This is a genomic window from Caballeronia sp. TF1N1 (genome assembly GCF_022878925.1).
Lineage (GTDB): Bacteria > Pseudomonadota > Gammaproteobacteria > Burkholderiales > Burkholderiaceae > Caballeronia.
In genome coordinates, this window is record NZ_CP084632.1 from 38,738 (window position 1) to 54,438 (window position 15,701).

The following is a 15,701-nucleotide window of genomic DNA, read 5'->3' on the forward strand; positions in this document are numbered from 1 at the left end:
TCCTTGTTACGCCAGCGGGTTAGGCATTGCGGCGATCTTGGTCTTGAACGAGGCGTAACGAGCTTTCTTGGTGGTGTTGTCCTTCTTCACCAGGCCGTACTCCTCCTCACGATCCGTGTCGGGCGTGCCCGGCGCAGCGCCATCGGTGAGCTGGTAGTAGCAGATGTGCTCGATGCCGTAGGTCTTCGCAACGGACTGAAACTTACCCATCAGCAACGAACCGGTGATTGCGTTCTTGATGGATGTCTCGTTGTTGCTGTACGTGTCGGAGTTCGCACCCCACTCGTTGATGTGGATCGGCACGCCGAACGTGTTCTTCGCCCAGGCAAGCAGGTTCAGGCCACCCTGGTCGATGACGTTCTCGATGTTGTCGTTGCCGGCGTAGTTGTTCGTGTACCAGTGCAGTGCGGTCTTGTTCCAGCGCACGGTCGGGTGACCGGTGCTGCCGTCGGGAGCCGTACCGTTCCAGAGCATTTCCAGGAAGGCCGTATGCACCCACGTGATATCGATGACGATGGGCGTGACCGAGTCACTGGAACGGATGCCAGCGATCTGGCCGCGCAGGTAAGCACGAACCAGGGAGAAACGATGCAGGTCGTAGTCGGCGGGAGACCGGCCCGAGTGCGATCCGTCGATGATGGCGAACGAATCTTCCTCGTTGCCGATCTCGTACTGAGCGACACGGAACTTGAGCCGCGCGGCTTGCGAGCCGAGGTTGTAGCCGACCTGATAAGCCGCCGCCTCGTCGGCTGACGAGCGATAGTCGGCCATCAGCACCGGACACACGACGACGCCAGCAGGCTTGGCGAAGTTGTCGATGTAGTCGATGTAGGTGTCGGCGTCCGAATCCAGCTCACCCTTCCAGTCGGTGAAGATGCCGAAGCCACCACGCGTAGTCAGCGCGCCCAGATCGACCATCTGCGCAATCTGCGCCGGCCAGTGATCACGGGTGTAGCCGGGACGGGCCGGATCGTCGTTCGGCCAGGTGAAGTGGTTGTTCGTGCCATAGAACGTGACCTTTGGCACCGTGCCGCCCATGTCGGACAGCGCCATATTGATCAGCTCGATGACACGTTCTTCGGTGACGCCGCCGTTATCAGGCGAAGTGATTGCCAGAGGCAGGGAATTGGGAGTACCCATGAGATGGTCCTTGTAAACGAAAAAAGGGCGGACCTCCCGTTAAGGAGAGTCCGCCCTTGGTGACGATTGTCACTGGGTTGAAGCCGCACTAATGATACTTGGAACGGCTTGTTTAGTCTGCCGAAACTACCGATGTGTTGCCTTCTGGATTCACGCTTACCGGTACTTCCGGATCCACTACCAGTCGGCTGGAGTGCTCCTTCAGTACCGGGTTTGCAGCAACCCAATCAGCGAGTTTCGGCGGCGCCCAGTCCGACTTCACGATCAGCTCGCCGGCAGCCATGACTTACGCCTGCAACGTGCCCGGCTTCCAGTAAGACTGACGCACCGTCTTGTTGGTGACCGTGAAGTTGCTGAACGAGTAGTCGCCGGCGCCGACAACGTAGATTGCAGCGTCGATTTCCTGCGGGTTCGGCGGCACGACGACTTCAATCGAGAACAAGGTGTCTTGCGAGTTCTTGTCATCGTTGATGATCTTCGCCTGTGCGTCCGGCGTGCCATCGGTCTTGCTGATGGCAAGGAACACGTTCAGGCCGACATCGCCCGAGTTGATGTCCGCATCGGCCACAGCCGGTGCCGTCACACGGCCCGAGAATTCGAGCACGTCACCGGCCGAGTACGCCTGGCTGTCCAGACCGTTCGGGAAGTATTTGCCGCCCGTCGGAGTCGTGAACTTGAACTGCTTGCCCGAGACCTGCGCGTCGGCCGAGTTGCCACCGAACGGCACAAGCACATCCGTGTTGGTGCCCACGGCTTGCGGACCCCAAGCTGCGAGGTACGGCGTGGGATTGTCCGCGTCGTCCGTGATCTTGAAGTCGAAGCAGCCGTTCTGGATGATGTTGTGCAGGCGGCCCGACTCGCCGAATTCCGACACGCCCGACAGGTAGATGTTGCCCACAGCTTCATGCGGGTTGTGCAGGAAGTAGGCTGCATACTCGGCGATGCGACGGTGACCAACTGCGCTCGGGTGAACGCCGTCGTCCGACAGGCCCGCACGATAGCCACCCGTTGCCGAATCGGCAGTGAACTTGTGCAGGTCGATGAGCGGCAGCGAGTAGAAGTTCGCCAGGTCGTACAGGAACGGGATGAAGTCGCGCATCTCGTACCAGCCCGTGTTGTCCTGGTTGTCCAGGCCTTGCTTGCTCTTCGCCGGGGGCGTGAGCAGGATCGGCACAATGCCATTGAACAGGCATTGCTGAACGATGTACTCGTAGTCGTTGAGCACAGCGGCCATGCCTTGGAACGTGGTGCCGGTCACGATGGAGTTCGTGCCGCCGAGCAGCGTGATTGCGTCGGGCTTCGCAGCGAGGATGTCTGCGGCAAGACGGGCGCGCATGTTCGCAACCGTGTTGCCGCCGATACCCGCGTTCTTCATGAACGTGAAGCGCGAAGCCTTACGCAGGGCGTTTTCCGCCCAGCCGTTCGATGCCTGATAGGCGCCGTTGCTGTAGGTCGAGTTGTTCGCGGTGATCGAGTCGCCGAAGGGGATGATGCGACGGATCTTTTCCAGGTTGGGAATCGGGTACGCCGACGAGCTGGCCGCACCACCTGCGCCGAGCTTGGTGACCGCACCTGCCGAATCCTTCTTGCTGAAGTTACCGTCTTGGTCCGGAAACAGCGTGCTGTAGCCCGCATCCGGATTGGCGACATCGCCTGCTGCTTGGTTTTTGAGTACGAGTGGCATTTAGACCTCGATAAGGTAACCGTCGAGTTTGAGAGTGCCTTCCACCGTGACGGTCATCCGGAGGAAAGCCTGAGTGCCCTGCGGCACGAAAAAGGTGGTGTTGCTGTCGATCTTGAGCGGCGTGAACCCTACGTCACCGCCTGAGCCAGAGGAGGAAACGACCTCCACCCAGGCACCGTCTTTTCGGGCGTATTGCTTGCCGTCATTGGGTGCGTCCGGCAGGACGGTCGGCTTACCTTGGAGCGCGTCATACTCGCCCGAGAACAGATCGGGAAGTCCAGACAGGTCCGCGTACTTGCCGGAGAACAGCGTCGGCAAGGGCTTCCACACCCCCTGGCTCCGAACGTAGTTCTTGTTGTCGGCCACGTCTGCAATGCCAAACTGCACACCGGACGTGTCCAATGCTTCGCCGATAGCAACGAGCGACACCAGGTTCTTCCAGACGATGTCGCCTTCACGACGCCATTGCAGATTGGCCTTGTCGGTGGACTGTTGCAGCTCGATCTCACGAGGCGCGAGCTGGTCCATGTTGTCGGCGAGAAAGAGGATTTGCGCGAGCGCCGCATGCACCTCCTTGATCACCTGGTAGCTCGTGCCGAACCGTTGATCGACCATCACGGACGGATTCATTTCGTATCCTTGTCTTTAGGGTGACGGCATTTGACCGCCTTGCAGTGTTCGATCCACTCGACCGTCTCAGCAGGCAACTCGAAGCCTTTTTCTTGCAAAGAGAGGAATCCTTTGAAGATGGCGTCGAGTTGATCCCCAGAGTCCATGTACGCTTTTTCGCGCAACGGGAGCGGATCCACAATGGTGTGGATCTTCATTCTTGGGTCACCTGGAAGGAAGCATCGAGCATCGGAAACGCAGACACCACTACTGTGTAGGTGCCTGGTTGACTGAAGGACAGGTCTGCCGTTTCGTCCTGAGAGTCGTGAGTCGTGCCATCAACCGTTATTTGACACGGAATCGGCAGATTTCTCAACGTCATTCCATCAAGAATTGTCGGATTTTCGGGACGACGCTTGATGACATGTCCATCGACCCAGTCCAGATCGACATCCGCATCACCCTGCACGACATACTCGGCGGTGTAGCCGAGCATGCGCTCCCAACCTTCGGGCGACGTGTGGCCGACAAATTCAATGCGGCCGTCATCATCAAAGCGTGCGAAGGCGATGTTGATGGGCATCAGATGCGGCGGCGTGTTCAGCTTCGAGACCGTGATCGGTGTCACGGTCGTGCGCGGAATCGCCGGCTGTACCGCCTTACTGATGATCTTCACGCCATAGTTTGGTGTCGTAGCCATTAGCGCATGCACCCCAGCAAAGTAATTGCCCAGCGTTGCAACTGGTTGCGGCCCTCACGCCAGTTGTCGCCGAAGCGAAGATCGAATGTGTGCCAACCCGCCGAGATCCAAAACTGCTTGGATGCCGTTGCACTCTGGCTGTAGTCCTTCAGGACCGACACTGCGGTGTCCAGTACCAGACCTCCATCCACATAGAGCAACACTTCAGAGTTGGTGGATGAGTCGATGGCAATCGATGCCCACGAGATAAGCGCCACAATGCTGGTTGCTTGCGGGTAATAGATCTGTTCAACCCATGCTTGATACGGACCATTTCCGTTCCAAGAGACTTGCGAGCTGCTTCCCTCCCGGTATTGCGGGATCGTCACCGCATTGCCCGCGAGTTTGAGCGTGTTCACGTTCGCATCGCCGATCAATGCTTGCTGGATCGAGAGCTGCGGCACCCCATCGACGTACTGCACGACAAAGCCTTGCCGTGCGGCATAGCCGGGCTTGGCCACGACAAACGAGTCAGCGCTCACCCAGAATCCACTTCCGGCTGCGCCATTGTTGAGAATCAGCCCGACGATGTAGCCGTTGTTGTCCAGATTTACCGCCCAGCGGCCGCCATACTGCGAAGAGATCGAGATCGCTTGACTGGCGTTGTAGTTGGCGTTGCCAACCTGCACGGAGAGGTTGGTGATCTGGCTGGCAATAGCACCGCCCGGTGTGTAGAGCGCGGTGTTGATCGTGTTAATGCCGGCTTCCGTGTTCCCCACCCGCACCGACAGTTGCTGCGTGGCGGTTGCGTTGGCGCTGTCACCCGCCACTCGTGCGGTGATTTCATTCGCAATGGACGCAGAGTTGCCGTTCAACGTGACCGTGAAGCTCTGGACCTGCGCCACCATGGCGGCGTAATTCGTCGCATTGGCCTTCGAGATCGTGTCGATCTTGGCGTCGGCACTCGCCCCGAGGCGGGCTTCGAGTGCCGTTTCGCGGTTGACCGTGGCTTGCTCGTTGTCGGCCATGGTCTCAGACAGATCGACGATACTCGCCTGATTCTGGCCCACCTCCGACACCATGGCGTCAATGCGCTTGCCAATGGCTGTGTCGCCCTCGACATAGGCGAGCTTGGTGTCATTGATCGCCGTGATTGCCTGCGCATTGCCGGCCACAACCTGATCGATCGTCTCGGCAAGTGCGAGCTTGTCGTTGGCGTAGGTGAGCTTCTCCTCCTGGATCGCGGCAGCATTGGCTCCAATGCGTGCGCCCCAGGTGTCCACCTCGATGGCAAGCGATTCCTGATCCGTCTGAAGGGTAACCATCTGCTTGGTGATGGTCGCCTCCACGATGGAGTTCAGAAGTGAGCGAGCTTGGGCGAGGACATCGTTGATGATGTCCTGCACCGAATGGTCCCACGTGGCCTTGGCCGCCGCAATGGCGGCATCGGTCAGCCCCTTGGTGATCAGGTCTTTCTGCGCTTGCGTCAGACCATCGTCACCCGGTGCATCGTGAAACCATGGATCGTCCGGCTGCGGCACGCCGCCCGGCTGATACAGCCGGAGAATCAGATTCTCCGTGACCATATCGGCCAGGATCGGTGCCGCGTCCAGGCGTAGTTGCAAAGGATCGTCTGGCATCACGCCCCCTGTGTCACGGTCTGCAACACTTCGAACGGCACCGTGTTCGACACGAGCACCTTGCCGTCAGGCTTGACTGCTCGCACGTCGATCAGATGCAATCCGTCGTGCCATTTCTTCGTATCCGCCCCCACGGCGCGGATCCTCACCAGTGCGGTGGCGAGGTCCACAATCGTGATTTCCATGTGCTGCTCGAACTCGAAATAGACTGCCGAGCGGCAGTCCGCCGAGAGAGTCACACCTGCAAGCGGATACGGCACCTTGTCGTTCGTGAGCTGGCCCACGAAGTCGAAGTCCGCACCTTGCTTGATCCGGATCATCAGAAGCTCCGCTGGTCAACAAGGAGCCAGGAGAAGCCATCTCCACCCGCACGAGACCAGATGAACTCGGCCACGCCCCGTGCTCCACCCGGCAAGGTAGCGAGCAACTGGCCGTCCGAAGTCGTGACAGACAGTGCCCCCACGATTGCAGACTTGACGATGCGAAAGCCCCGGCCACGGAACAGATTGGTCGTGTCCTGCGGACCACTCTGCGGGAGCTTGGCCGTGCGTCCGGTGGATGCCGCCCACACCTGGTTGTATTCCGAGTCGTAGGCAAGCGTCACGTCGGCGTCGTCATTGAGCGCAACACGGCTCGTGTCGGCCCAGTCTTCGACGATGGTGATGTCGGCCGACGGGCTGGCCAGAATGTCGGTCAGCCGCACGTTGCCGGCGAACGGCATGTTCACCTGCTTGAAGCGGATTGGGTGCGGGCCGATGGCAAGCGACGCATTGATCGTCCCGTCCAGCCCACCATGCACCTGGTTGCCGATGCCGGTGATTGAGAACAGGCGCACGTAGATGTTGCTCTTCGGGCCTTCCGAGTGGAACACGTAGAGATCCACACCGGCCGGGCACGAGATCGACTCCGTGTAGATGAAGTCGGCCATGAGCACCGAGTTCTGCATCTCGAAGAGCGTCTTGCCAGTGGTGTAATGCGCGCCTTCCAGAGCGAAGTGACCGATCACGTGCGTGCCGCCGCTCGTGTCCTTGATCATCGTGGCACCGCTGAATGCGGCATTGACCTCGATGGAGTCGTACTGAGCCGCCATCGCCTGGTGTTCGAACAGGCATTCGACCGCGGATTCGCAGGTAATGTACATGCGCTCGAAGCGGCAGTTCGGCTCACCCGCCGTGCCCGTCACCCGATTCACGCCACCGGCGAAGTCGCCCAGCCAGAAGTCCCGATAGCAGTTGCCCCACCACAGCATTTCCGGGCAGTCGAAGAAGAAGTAGAAGTTCGAGCCGGTGATCTCCTCGAACGTGGACATGTAGAAGGAGTCTCCGCCGTCAGCGTAGAAAACGGCTGCGTCAGTGTTCCCCTTTTGCATGTCCGCGTAAGTGAAGTTCATCCGAGTCCAGCGGATCGTATGGATGTACTTGCCGATGAACTTGAAGCACCGCGTGTTCGCCTTCGTCTGCTTGATGATCGTGTTGAGCTGCGACTGACCGGTGACCGTGAGACCCGTGAGCGCTTCGACATCGGCCGAACCGATGGGGATCTCGTCGTCAATCAGGTAGGTGCCGTCCGGAAAGTACAGCCCGTGCTTGTTGGTGACCGCCGAGACGAACGCCGCCTTCAGTGCCACGGTGTCGATGGCCGTGCCATCGCCCTTGACGCCGAAGTATTTGACGTTCGTGCCCATCACCGTGAACGACGTGTCGGTCACCGGTGTGGTTGGATTGGTCGGGTACGCGCCCGACAGCAGCAGATCGAGCAACTTCCGGATCGTCGGCAGCGCCTGCTGGACCTCCAGAATGTTCCCGTAGTTTTCGCCGAGGGTGCGGTCGATCAGCGAATTGACCTCTGCTTCCCTCTGGCTCAGTGAATTGCGCATTCCCATTACGCCCACCCGTTGAGTGCGAATCGGTTGTTGGTCTGGCTGGTGGTGTTGCCCACCAGGTCGTAAGTGATGACTTCGGCGCACGCCCCCTCGAACTGGGCGAGATGATCAGCGGCCGCCGCCATGGATTCCTGCGTTTTGACCTGGCCAAAGCACCGGTAGGCGATCCAGTTCCGAAGCGCTGCGTGCAGCACATCGGGCAGCTCAATCTCCTGGTCCAGTGCCTCGTTGAGCACGAGTGGTGCAGGCTTGGCCTGATAGGTAACGGCAAGCGGCGCCCCGCCCACCGGATTGGGCACCTGCAACACGTTCGCTTGCGGCGTGAAAAGCGAGAACGGGTTCGCGTCGTCGTTGAGCTTCAGCTCGCACCCGCTCACGTCGTACACCTTCAGGATGCGGATCACGTCATCCTTGAAGGGTTCGGCCGGCAGATCCTTGATGTAGTAATAGTCCTGATCGCCCGTGGCCATCTGGCTTTCGGCGAACTTCAGGATCAGGTGATAGTTGGTGATCCACTCCACCTGTTCGATCAGCAGCTCGCTCTCTTTCAGGACAAAGCGCCCGTAGAGCTTCAGCATCCCGTCATTGGCGAAGCGGATCAAACGCTCCTTGCCGGCATCGGTGATGTAGCCATTCCCATCCTGAGCCAGGGAGAGAGTGGACAACTCGCCGAAGGACAAGTCTTGAAACAGTTGGTTGATATTCAATTGGCACCTCACACGATGTACGAAGACAGCCCACTGGGTTCCGAGTGGAGTTCCTCGTCCTCGTAGATGCTCACTTCGTCAGGGGTGGCCGGCGCGGAATCGGAAGGCAGCCAAGGTTTAAGGAACGCCAGTTGACTGACGGTATCGACGAAGTCGTCCTTACCCTTGATACCCGACATGGTCACCAGTTTGATCTGGCCCATCGCCCGTCCCATGATGACGGAGTGCTTCATCTCTTCCGGGAAGAACATCTTCCCAGCCTTGAACCAAGGAACAACCAGATTGAAGCGGGAGAGCTTGTCGGTGATTGGGCGTATGCCAGGGTTGCCGCTCTTCTCACTGCTTGCGAAAGAGAACCAGATTTGCCTGCGAACCTGTTCCTTTTCGAGCCAGGAGATGAAGCCACCCTGCTGTCCCGTGATCTCGATGCCTACCTGCTGTGGTTTGTACTGCTGGACAAATTTGAAGAGTTGATCGACGGTTTTATCCATCTTCTGGCGTTCCATCATGCCATCAACCCAGAACCAGTCGCCGTTGCTATTGTAGGCCCACACACTGATCACGGAGAAGTCGGCCGTCTGTTTTTCAGACGTGGCGAAGTCGGTCGTGATGTAGAAGTTGAAAGTGTGTTTGTTCTGCAACAGAAGCTGCCGCGAGTACCAGCGAATCTCGTTGTCCATCACGAGCCGCTCTTCGTCCGAGGAGATGCGCAGCATCAGCTCTTGCATGAACGCGGCGACGTGCCCGGTGCCTACGGCAAGATCGTATTGCTCCTTCACGTACTTGAAGGTGAAGCGATCAGGCCAGGCGCCGACGAACTCTTCCTCGGTGCAGGGGAATTTCTCGCACACCGGCCACACGTTCACATCCCACTGGCCCGACTCGACCGCCTCGATCAGAATGTCGTCCTTGTTGAAGGGCGTGCCGTTGAAGATCACCTTGCGTTGCGTCGGATCGAGCGCGTGGTTCACGCCCTTGTAGACCGTGTCCTTGATCGCGATCATCGCGGCCTTGGACTTCGAGTCGTCATCCGAGACGAGGTCATCGAGCACGCACAGCTTCGGCCGCTTGCCGAAGATCTTCGTCCCCCGGATGCCGGTCTTGGCGCCGAACATCTTCACACCCAGGCGGTTGCCGCCCCTGCCCTCGAACTCCAGGTAGTTGTCGGTGAAGGTGGCTTTCGGGATCCAGTGCTGCAAGAACTCCGAGTTGTTGTAGCGGAACTCGATGTTTTTGCGGGCAGACTTCACGCCGTTGTCCATCGAGTCCGATACGTAGATCATCGACTCGACTTTGCCGAACCCTTCGAGATATCCGAAGACGGCGAGAAACAGCACGAAGTATTCGAAGAACAGCGTGGTTTTCGCCGCTCCGCGAAAGCAAAGGTTTGCGATGTAGTCCGACCAGGATTCAACTACCTTGTCCAGCATCTTCAAGTGGACGGGCGGAGTTCTATGAGATTCACCCTGCCCGCCATTGACGAGCTTGATGAAGTTCATAAAAGTCAGCGCGAACTCACTGGGTGTGTAGCTGTGACTGTTTAGTTCGGAGTAGTTGACCTGATCGAGCCAAGCATCTAGCTCTTGTTTGATCAGGGTCTTCTTCATGGAATGTCTTTGGCCTCCACGTCTTCAATGTCGATGAGTTTCTGTGCTGCGATGTCCTTCGCCGTCGCTCCTTGTGCAATGAGTTCACGTTGTTGCGCGGCAACCTTGCCCAACATGTCCTTGAGTTCGGTCATTCCCGAAGTTTCTTTGGTATCAAGCGGGAGAACACCCTTCACTTCCTTGGGTTTAGCCAAGTGAGTGAGGATTGAGTTGGCTGCATCCGAACGAACCTTCTCGCTCTGCGCACTTCTCATGAGCGTGACCTGGGTCATCACCGCTTCATTGAAAGCCTGTTGGTGCAGAACCCAAGCCGGAACCATGCTCTGTTCCATGATCAGGTTGACCAACTTGCCCTTGTTGTAGGCCGAGCTGTAGGCCGAGATCGTTTTTTCGTCGGCGCCTTTGGCGAGCAGCGCCTGCATGCGCGCGGGGAACGTCTTGAAGTAGGCGTCCTTGATGGAGTCGCCCATCATCCGGTAGCTCACATAGCTCACGGCGTGGGTGTAGTCCTCCAGCTTGAACTTGCCTTCCTTCAGCACGGAGCTGAACGAGATGAAGTTCTCGCGGATGTGCTCGGCCACCAGCGGATCTACGGCAATGTTGTTGATCAGATCGACGACTTGCTGCGTGACGGCACTCTTTAGCGAGGCGGGCATCGCCCGCTCGACCAAGTCTTTGGTGAGGGGTTGGTTCATAGCGTCTATAAAGAAGGGGAGTTTCCTCCCCTTGGTTCCTTGGTTTCTGGGTTTAAGCGGCGCGGCGGATGCGCTTCTTCAGGAGCCACACGTACTCTTCCATGCAGTTCTTCTGGGCGATCAGGTCGCGCTGGTCAGCGCTAGGCAACTGGCTGAACTTTTCGGTGGCCACGAACGCGGTGAGCTTGAGGAGCTTGTTCTCCTCGAATTGCACCTCGGCGTTGAGCCGTTCGAGCCAGGTGGAAGGACGTGGCTCCAGCCCCACCGAGTAGCTGCGCTCGAACACGTCTTTCGGCGACCAGGAGATGTAGCCGGGAAACCCGGTCACGTTCGGCCCGCCGCCGTCGGTGTACTCGACGAGATATCCGGCGTCATCGCCGCTCTCCCCTGCCGGCAGATCCCAGCCGCGCAGTGCGTTGTAGTCGCCTCGCGTCATCGGCACGCCGTGGACGACCTTGGTGCCGACGTAGGTTCGCAGCCCGTCGTACTCGGTGATCTTCCCCTCGGCCGCGCCGACCGAGTCGATCTTGGCCAGGCGCCAGGCGAGCACGGTGCCCAGCACGCCCCACACTTTGTCCTCGGCCTGCGCGAACGCATGGTTCTCGCCGTAGAGCTTGCTGAAGTTTTCCTTCGAGACGCAGGCCGAGTCGCCCTCGACCGAGAAGCGGCCGCCGAACAATTCGATCTGGCAGATCGTCGTGCGGCCATTCGGCAGAACAGTGAAGGTCACCTTGCTCTCCCGGATGGCGCGCTCGACATCAGCCTTGCTGATCCGAGGTGCCTTGGCCGCCTTGGCCATCATCTCTTCCGTGATCCCCGATTCCATTTCCTTGGTTCCTTGGTTCGTTTACGGTATAGTCCGCTCATGGACTAAACAAAGTCTAAAGTCTATTCAAAGATATGTCTAATTTTTCCGACTCTATTCCTTATGGAATGGGAGGGGGATCCCTATGTCTGCTCCCGCAGAGGGGGAAGTTGGCTTGTCATTATGGTAATAATGTCTAATGCTCTGACACATTTCGTTAAATATCGGTCGTAAGACGTTGTATTTCTTACCCTTGAATGTTAACGTTCTTCCATGCCGTGGGTTCTACCCTTCTTTCCTGCGGCAATACGCCGGAACTGCTGGTTAGCTTTGTTCTGATACCCGAGCGGGAGTGGGGACCAATAACCACCGCAATCGTCGCCGACGAACTCCTCTTCAGCGTTGGTCATGCGCTGTTGCCAGTCGGTGAGACGACACGAAGCCTGAATCGGTTAACAGTCAGGAGATAAAGGACAGCACAGGTTGCTGTCCTTTGTCTTTGGTCGTCCGTATTCCCCGTATTCCCATATACTTCAAAGATGGCAAGCGTGGAGTTACGGTATGGCAGATAAGCCCCAATCCCAATGTATTTATTGTGGTTCGTGGAAGGACAAGCTTTCCAGAGAGCATGTCATTGCTGACGGCTTGAAGGGAACGATTGTTCTTCCAAATGCAAGCTGTGAGGTGTGCCGAGATGTAACGAGCGCCATCGAACTTCATTGTCTTAGAAAGATGTTCGTGGTATTTCGGAACACAACTGGCTTGTATTCAAAGAAACACAAAAAGCGACGTGGATCTTCGTCGGATTTCACCATCACCATCGAAGAGAACGGCGTCGAAACAGTCACCGAAGTACCTATAAACGAAGCACCCGCTGCATTCCTGGAGCTTCATCTACCGGTGCCCGGTCTTATCAATGGTGCGGCCCCCACTACCGAGACGCAAGTAGGATTCGGCGTGCGTGCGCTACATACCGATTACCAAGAACGAGTTATGAAGCTCGGTGATGCGGGGTTGGCTTTTACTCACTTTGAGCTGCGCCCTCGGGCGTTTCTTTCAATGCTGGGCAAAATTGCTTATAGCTTTGCGATAAAGCAACTTGGCCGTGATTCGTTTACGCCTCTAGTCCAGCCCTTATGTCTCAACACCGAGACGAGGCCTAATACGTATGTCGGGGGAGATTGGAAACCGCCAATAGAAACGCCGGATCGTCCACATGATTTACGGTTCTATGAACACGATGAGTATGTCGTTGTGCGGGTCCAGCTTTTTTCCGAGTACACATCTCACGCTTACGTAGTCGTCGTCGGGACAAAGCTAGAAGCAAGTAATGCGGTGTAGCACACGCCCGCCGAGCCGAATGATTGTTGTCTTTCGCCTTTTCAGCTACCGTACACCCACTTCATATCCCCTGCCGAACAGGCAGTTGAAGGCTCGCCACTCCTCGCCGGGTGTGCGGGCCTTTCTTTTTCCGGGATAGCTACACGGCGCTAAACGCCTCACCCAGTCCAGGAAAGAACACATCACAGCGCTGATATCCGTTGGCATCGCGCATCGGACAGTTAGTCAGCTCATTTTTCAGATCGGTCATGGCGAACTCGGGCCCATATTGCTGGACGAGCCTGGCCGTCGAGTATCTGCCCTTCCGGTCGCATCGTGAACACGCCACGTTCAACTGGGCCAGTCTGTCGGCTACTTGCTGCAATGAAACGGATCCGTTTCTTACCATGGTCGGTACGCGGGCAGATTGTTAGTTGCTCTTCTGGCTCAGGGTCGAACTCGCCTGCACGCGAGCTGCCCTCGGGGCAGCGAGCGGGATGCCAACTTATCAGACCTAGTGGTTTTTTCGTTCAGATTCCCGATTCAACCGGGGGTGCGTCGAGCTTCCAGCGCTCAAGCTCTTCCCGTCGGGAAAACACCGGATGCTTGAGCCAGGAGGAAAACTGTTCCGCCCATTCTTCCCACATGAAGTCGTTAAGGCTGAATCCCTCGTCCAGGCACCTCCCCTCGTCGTCCAGAAAGACAAATTTCACCTGGCCTTGATCCCAGTAAGCGACGGCGAAATCGCTCAGATCAGCCGTGGTGAACCGTGGTTGGTCTCGTAAAAGCATGGCTAGATTGGCCACAAAGTCGGCTTCTGTCATGGTTCTCTCCCTGTTTGTTCAGGCTCTACAGCAATAAACCCGCCCATATAGGGAAATTTCTGGCCAATTTTTTGGACTTCCCGATAGCCGCGGCTGCCTATTTTTTAGACAGAGGGTTCCAGAAATCCTCATAGCTAGGTGTCATTGCAGGGTATAGGGGGCGCCAGCCCCCGACACCTAACACTCCCCCCCGGTACTAATTAAGGTGGCAGCAATGCTACCCACCCTTGTTAACACCAACACATCATGCGCTCCGCGCATGTGAGGACAATGTCGTCCTTCTACTCTACTGGAGATGTGTCATGGCTAACCTTCGTGTAACGGTCGGTGCAGTGTTCGGTGCAGTTGTCAGCTCGGCTGACGCTATCACTGGTGCACTGGGTGCAGTCAACGCTGGCGTTGGCATGCTCAATCGTAGCGTCAATGACGCTGCGGACAATCAAGCTGTGCGTTCTAACTACGACAAGAAGGTGTTCGCTGCTACTGTCCGTCAGGAAAAGGCACGTGAACTCACGACAAGTCGTGTGGAAATCAAGAAGTTCATGGCTCAGTCGCAAGATCATAGTGATCTGTTTGCACTGGCCTTCGATGAACTGGGTGATGAAGGTGATGTCACCTTCGCTCAAACCCAGCAGAAGCTCAAGGCTGTCGCCTAAACGTAGTCTAGAGGTCAACCACTTCGGTGGTTGGCCTGCATCAGTTGGCTGTATCTCCAAGTTCCTTCTACTTGGACATGCAGCTAGTTCAACTTGCCCGCTACTCAGCGGGCTTTTTTACATCCGTCATTAGACATATCTTTGAGGTCAATCATGCTCCGTCTCGTACTCACCATCATCGCTGTGCTGTGCATCGTCGTTGGTCTGCTCATGACGCTGGGCGTCATTGGCTGCACTGGCTGGACCGATGCTGCGCTCGTGCTCATGGGCTTTAACGCTGGTGTCATGGCTTGGGCGCTCGGTAACGAACGCTACAACCTGAGCATCGCTACCCGTTACTAATCAAGGTCTTAGGCTCGCAAGAGCCTAAGCCACACCTGTGGGATAGCAATGGTATTCATCGCCCTACATGACGCTCACGTTGACGCGTATTACCGCGATCTGGATGAGCAGGCAGCTCGGCTGTACGTGCTCCAAGCCGACATGGACATGCAGCTTTGGCTGCTTTATGCGCCCTCGCCTTCCCGCTACATGCACTGACACGCTCCGCGTGTGATGGGTGATCAACCGATCACTCTAAATCTCACTCTCTCAGGTGATCCCATGCCCAAGAAAACCTTCGGCGTGCAGTTGCTGTTGCTGGTCGCAGTTGCAGGTGGTGCATTGACGTGGAAATCGGCTGGCTACTTCCATTCGGAAATAGCGGCCGCTGACCACGGCGCCAAGGCAGTCAACGCCGGCCGAGCATTCGCTCGCAAGGTACTGACCGCCTAATCGCAGTTCAACCGGGCGCTCCGCGCCTGTTGGGTCGGGGTGCATAGGGCATCCCGATTTTCAACCACTCTCTCAAGGAGAAGCATCACCATGGCAACCGATTTCGAAATGCGCTTTGGCTCGAAGAGCAACGTCCGTCCGTCGAACGGCAAGAACCAGCCCGAAGAAAAGGCTGAGTTCTGGATCAACATCGGCTACCTCGCACGCGGTGCGGGTCCGGAAGGTCAGGACATCTTCGTCGCACTGCCCATGGGCCTGCCCTTGGACACGATGAAGGCGCTCAAGACGAACTCCTCGAACGAGGAATTCGCGCAGTTGAACGCAGCACGCAACGACGTGTGGGAGCAGCTTCTGAAGGAAGCGCACTCCCGCTTGCAGCCGGGCGAGACGTGGGTCGTCGATCCGGATGCACCGCTGACGCTGGAAATCCGCCGTGTCCGTGAGGAAACGGCTGTGTCAGTGGACGAAGGCAAGAACAAGTTCGTGCGCAAGCTGGCATTCGCCGCGTAAGTCGGGACATCCTGGCCACTCTTCATGGGTGGCCAGGTGGCTCAGACCAGGGATGGACACGGTGCTGGACACGCCATTTGTAAACGATACAATGCTGTCCTTCCTCAAACTTATATCTAATAATAGATGGACAAGAGTTCAACTCCGATCCGACTCACCTAAAGAGCAA

Annotated in this window: 19 protein-coding genes and 2 pseudogenes; 5 read left to right on the forward strand and 16 right to left on the reverse strand. The window is 57.4% G+C overall.

The window, feature by feature from the left end:
- Positions 1 to 6: 6 nt before the first annotated feature.
- The 15 genes and pseudogenes from LDZ28_RS31755 to LDZ28_RS31820 form a co-directional block, all read right to left on the reverse strand.
- Positions 7 to 1,140, reverse strand: coding sequence for a hypothetical protein (locus LDZ28_RS31755; RefSeq protein WP_244832409.1), 1,134 nt, complete (start codon positions 1,138 to 1,140; stop codon positions 7 to 9).
- A gap of 112 nt (positions 1,141 to 1,252) precedes the next feature.
- Positions 1,253 to 1,423 (reverse strand): hypothetical protein, encoded by a 171-nt coding sequence (locus LDZ28_RS31760; RefSeq protein WP_244832322.1) that lies wholly within the window; start codon positions 1,421 to 1,423, stop codon positions 1,253 to 1,255.
- A 3-nt stretch (positions 1,424 to 1,426) separates the two neighbouring features.
- Positions 1,427 to 2,824 (reverse strand): SGNH/GDSL hydrolase family protein, encoded by a 1,398-nt coding sequence (locus LDZ28_RS31765; protein WP_244832324.1) that lies wholly within the window; start codon positions 2,822 to 2,824, stop codon positions 1,427 to 1,429.
- Complete coding sequence (locus LDZ28_RS31770) at positions 2,825 to 3,454, reverse strand: hypothetical protein (protein WP_244832326.1); 630 nt, start codon at positions 3,452 to 3,454, stop codon at positions 2,825 to 2,827.
- Complete coding sequence (locus LDZ28_RS31775) at positions 3,451 to 3,651, reverse strand: hypothetical protein (RefSeq protein ID WP_244832327.1); 201 nt, start codon at positions 3,649 to 3,651, stop codon at positions 3,451 to 3,453. The genes LDZ28_RS31770 and LDZ28_RS31775 overlap by 4 nt, the downstream gene beginning before the upstream one ends.
- A complete protein-coding gene (locus tag LDZ28_RS31780) occupies positions 3,648 to 4,133 on the reverse strand; it encodes a hypothetical protein (RefSeq protein WP_244832329.1) in 486 nt (161 codons plus the stop codon). The genes LDZ28_RS31775 and LDZ28_RS31780 overlap by 4 nt, the downstream gene beginning before the upstream one ends.
- Positions 4,133 to 5,752 (reverse strand): hypothetical protein, encoded by a 1,620-nt coding sequence (locus LDZ28_RS31785; protein WP_244832330.1) that lies wholly within the window; start codon positions 5,750 to 5,752, stop codon positions 4,133 to 4,135. The genes LDZ28_RS31780 and LDZ28_RS31785 overlap by 1 nt, the downstream gene beginning before the upstream one ends.
- On the reverse strand, positions 5,752 to 6,072 hold the full coding sequence (locus LDZ28_RS31790; protein WP_244832332.1) for a hypothetical protein: 321 nt from the start codon (positions 6,070 to 6,072) through the stop codon (positions 5,752 to 5,754). Before LDZ28_RS31790 ends, LDZ28_RS31785 begins: the two co-directional genes overlap by 1 nt.
- Positions 6,072 to 7,628, reverse strand: a complete 1,557-nt coding sequence (locus LDZ28_RS31795; protein WP_244832334.1) for a glycoside hydrolase family 55 protein — start codon at positions 7,626 to 7,628, stop codon at positions 6,072 to 6,074. Before LDZ28_RS31795 ends, LDZ28_RS31790 begins: the two co-directional genes overlap by 1 nt.
- 5 nt (positions 7,629 to 7,633) lie before the next feature.
- Positions 7,634 to 8,341, reverse strand: coding sequence for a DUF6682 family protein (locus LDZ28_RS31800; protein WP_244832336.1), 708 nt, complete (start codon positions 8,339 to 8,341; stop codon positions 7,634 to 7,636).
- Between the two features lie 8 nt (positions 8,342 to 8,349).
- Complete coding sequence (locus tag LDZ28_RS31805; RefSeq protein ID WP_244832338.1) at positions 8,350 to 9,948, reverse strand: hypothetical protein; 1,599 nt, start codon at positions 9,946 to 9,948, stop codon at positions 8,350 to 8,352.
- The gene (locus LDZ28_RS31810) at positions 9,945 to 10,643 is read right to left on the reverse strand and encodes a hypothetical protein (protein ID WP_244832340.1); all 699 of its coding nucleotides are present in this window, start codon (positions 10,641 to 10,643) and stop codon (positions 9,945 to 9,947) included. Before LDZ28_RS31810 ends, LDZ28_RS31805 begins: the two co-directional genes overlap by 4 nt.
- Before the next feature lie 268 nt (positions 10,644 to 10,911).
- Positions 10,912 to 11,079: pseudogene (locus LDZ28_RS32970) on the reverse strand (DUF2829 domain-containing protein); the annotation flags it as partial.
- Positions 11,080 to 11,247: 168 nt separating this feature from the next.
- A pseudogene (locus tag LDZ28_RS32975) lies at positions 11,248 to 11,469 on the reverse strand (Gp49 family protein); the annotation flags it as partial.
- A 239-nt stretch (positions 11,470 to 11,708) separates the two neighbouring features.
- Complete coding sequence (locus LDZ28_RS31820) at positions 11,709 to 11,858, reverse strand: hypothetical protein (protein ID WP_244832342.1); 150 nt, start codon at positions 11,856 to 11,858, stop codon at positions 11,709 to 11,711.
- Between the two features lie 151 nt (positions 11,859 to 12,009).
- Here LDZ28_RS31820 and LDZ28_RS31825 point away from each other — a divergent pair, with 151 nt between their 5' ends.
- On the forward strand, positions 12,010 to 12,789 hold the full coding sequence (locus tag LDZ28_RS31825) for a hypothetical protein (RefSeq protein WP_244832343.1): 780 nt from the start codon (positions 12,010 to 12,012) through the stop codon (positions 12,787 to 12,789).
- 509 nt (positions 12,790 to 13,298) lie between these two features.
- Here LDZ28_RS31825 and LDZ28_RS31830 read toward each other — a convergent pair.
- A complete protein-coding gene (locus LDZ28_RS31830; protein WP_244832344.1) occupies positions 13,299 to 13,592 on the reverse strand; it encodes a hypothetical protein in 294 nt (97 codons plus the stop codon).
- A 302-nt stretch (positions 13,593 to 13,894) separates the two neighbouring features.
- Between LDZ28_RS31830 and LDZ28_RS31835 the strand changes: the two genes are divergently transcribed.
- From LDZ28_RS31835 to LDZ28_RS31850, 4 genes are all read left to right on the forward strand, one after another.
- Entirely contained in the window at positions 13,895 to 14,248 is a 354-nt protein-coding gene (locus LDZ28_RS31835; RefSeq protein ID WP_244832345.1) for a hypothetical protein, read from the forward strand.
- Between the two features lie 153 nt (positions 14,249 to 14,401).
- On the forward strand, positions 14,402 to 14,590 hold the full coding sequence (locus LDZ28_RS31840; protein ID WP_244832346.1) for a hypothetical protein: 189 nt from the start codon (positions 14,402 to 14,404) through the stop codon (positions 14,588 to 14,590).
- A 261-nt stretch (positions 14,591 to 14,851) separates the two neighbouring features.
- The gene (locus tag LDZ28_RS31845) at positions 14,852 to 15,022 is read left to right on the forward strand and encodes a hypothetical protein (RefSeq protein WP_244832347.1); all 171 of its coding nucleotides are present in this window, start codon (positions 14,852 to 14,854) and stop codon (positions 15,020 to 15,022) included.
- A gap of 90 nt (positions 15,023 to 15,112) precedes the next feature.
- On the forward strand, positions 15,113 to 15,532 hold the full coding sequence (locus LDZ28_RS31850; protein ID WP_244832348.1) for a hypothetical protein: 420 nt from the start codon (positions 15,113 to 15,115) through the stop codon (positions 15,530 to 15,532).
- Positions 15,533 to 15,701 lie beyond the last annotated feature (169 nt).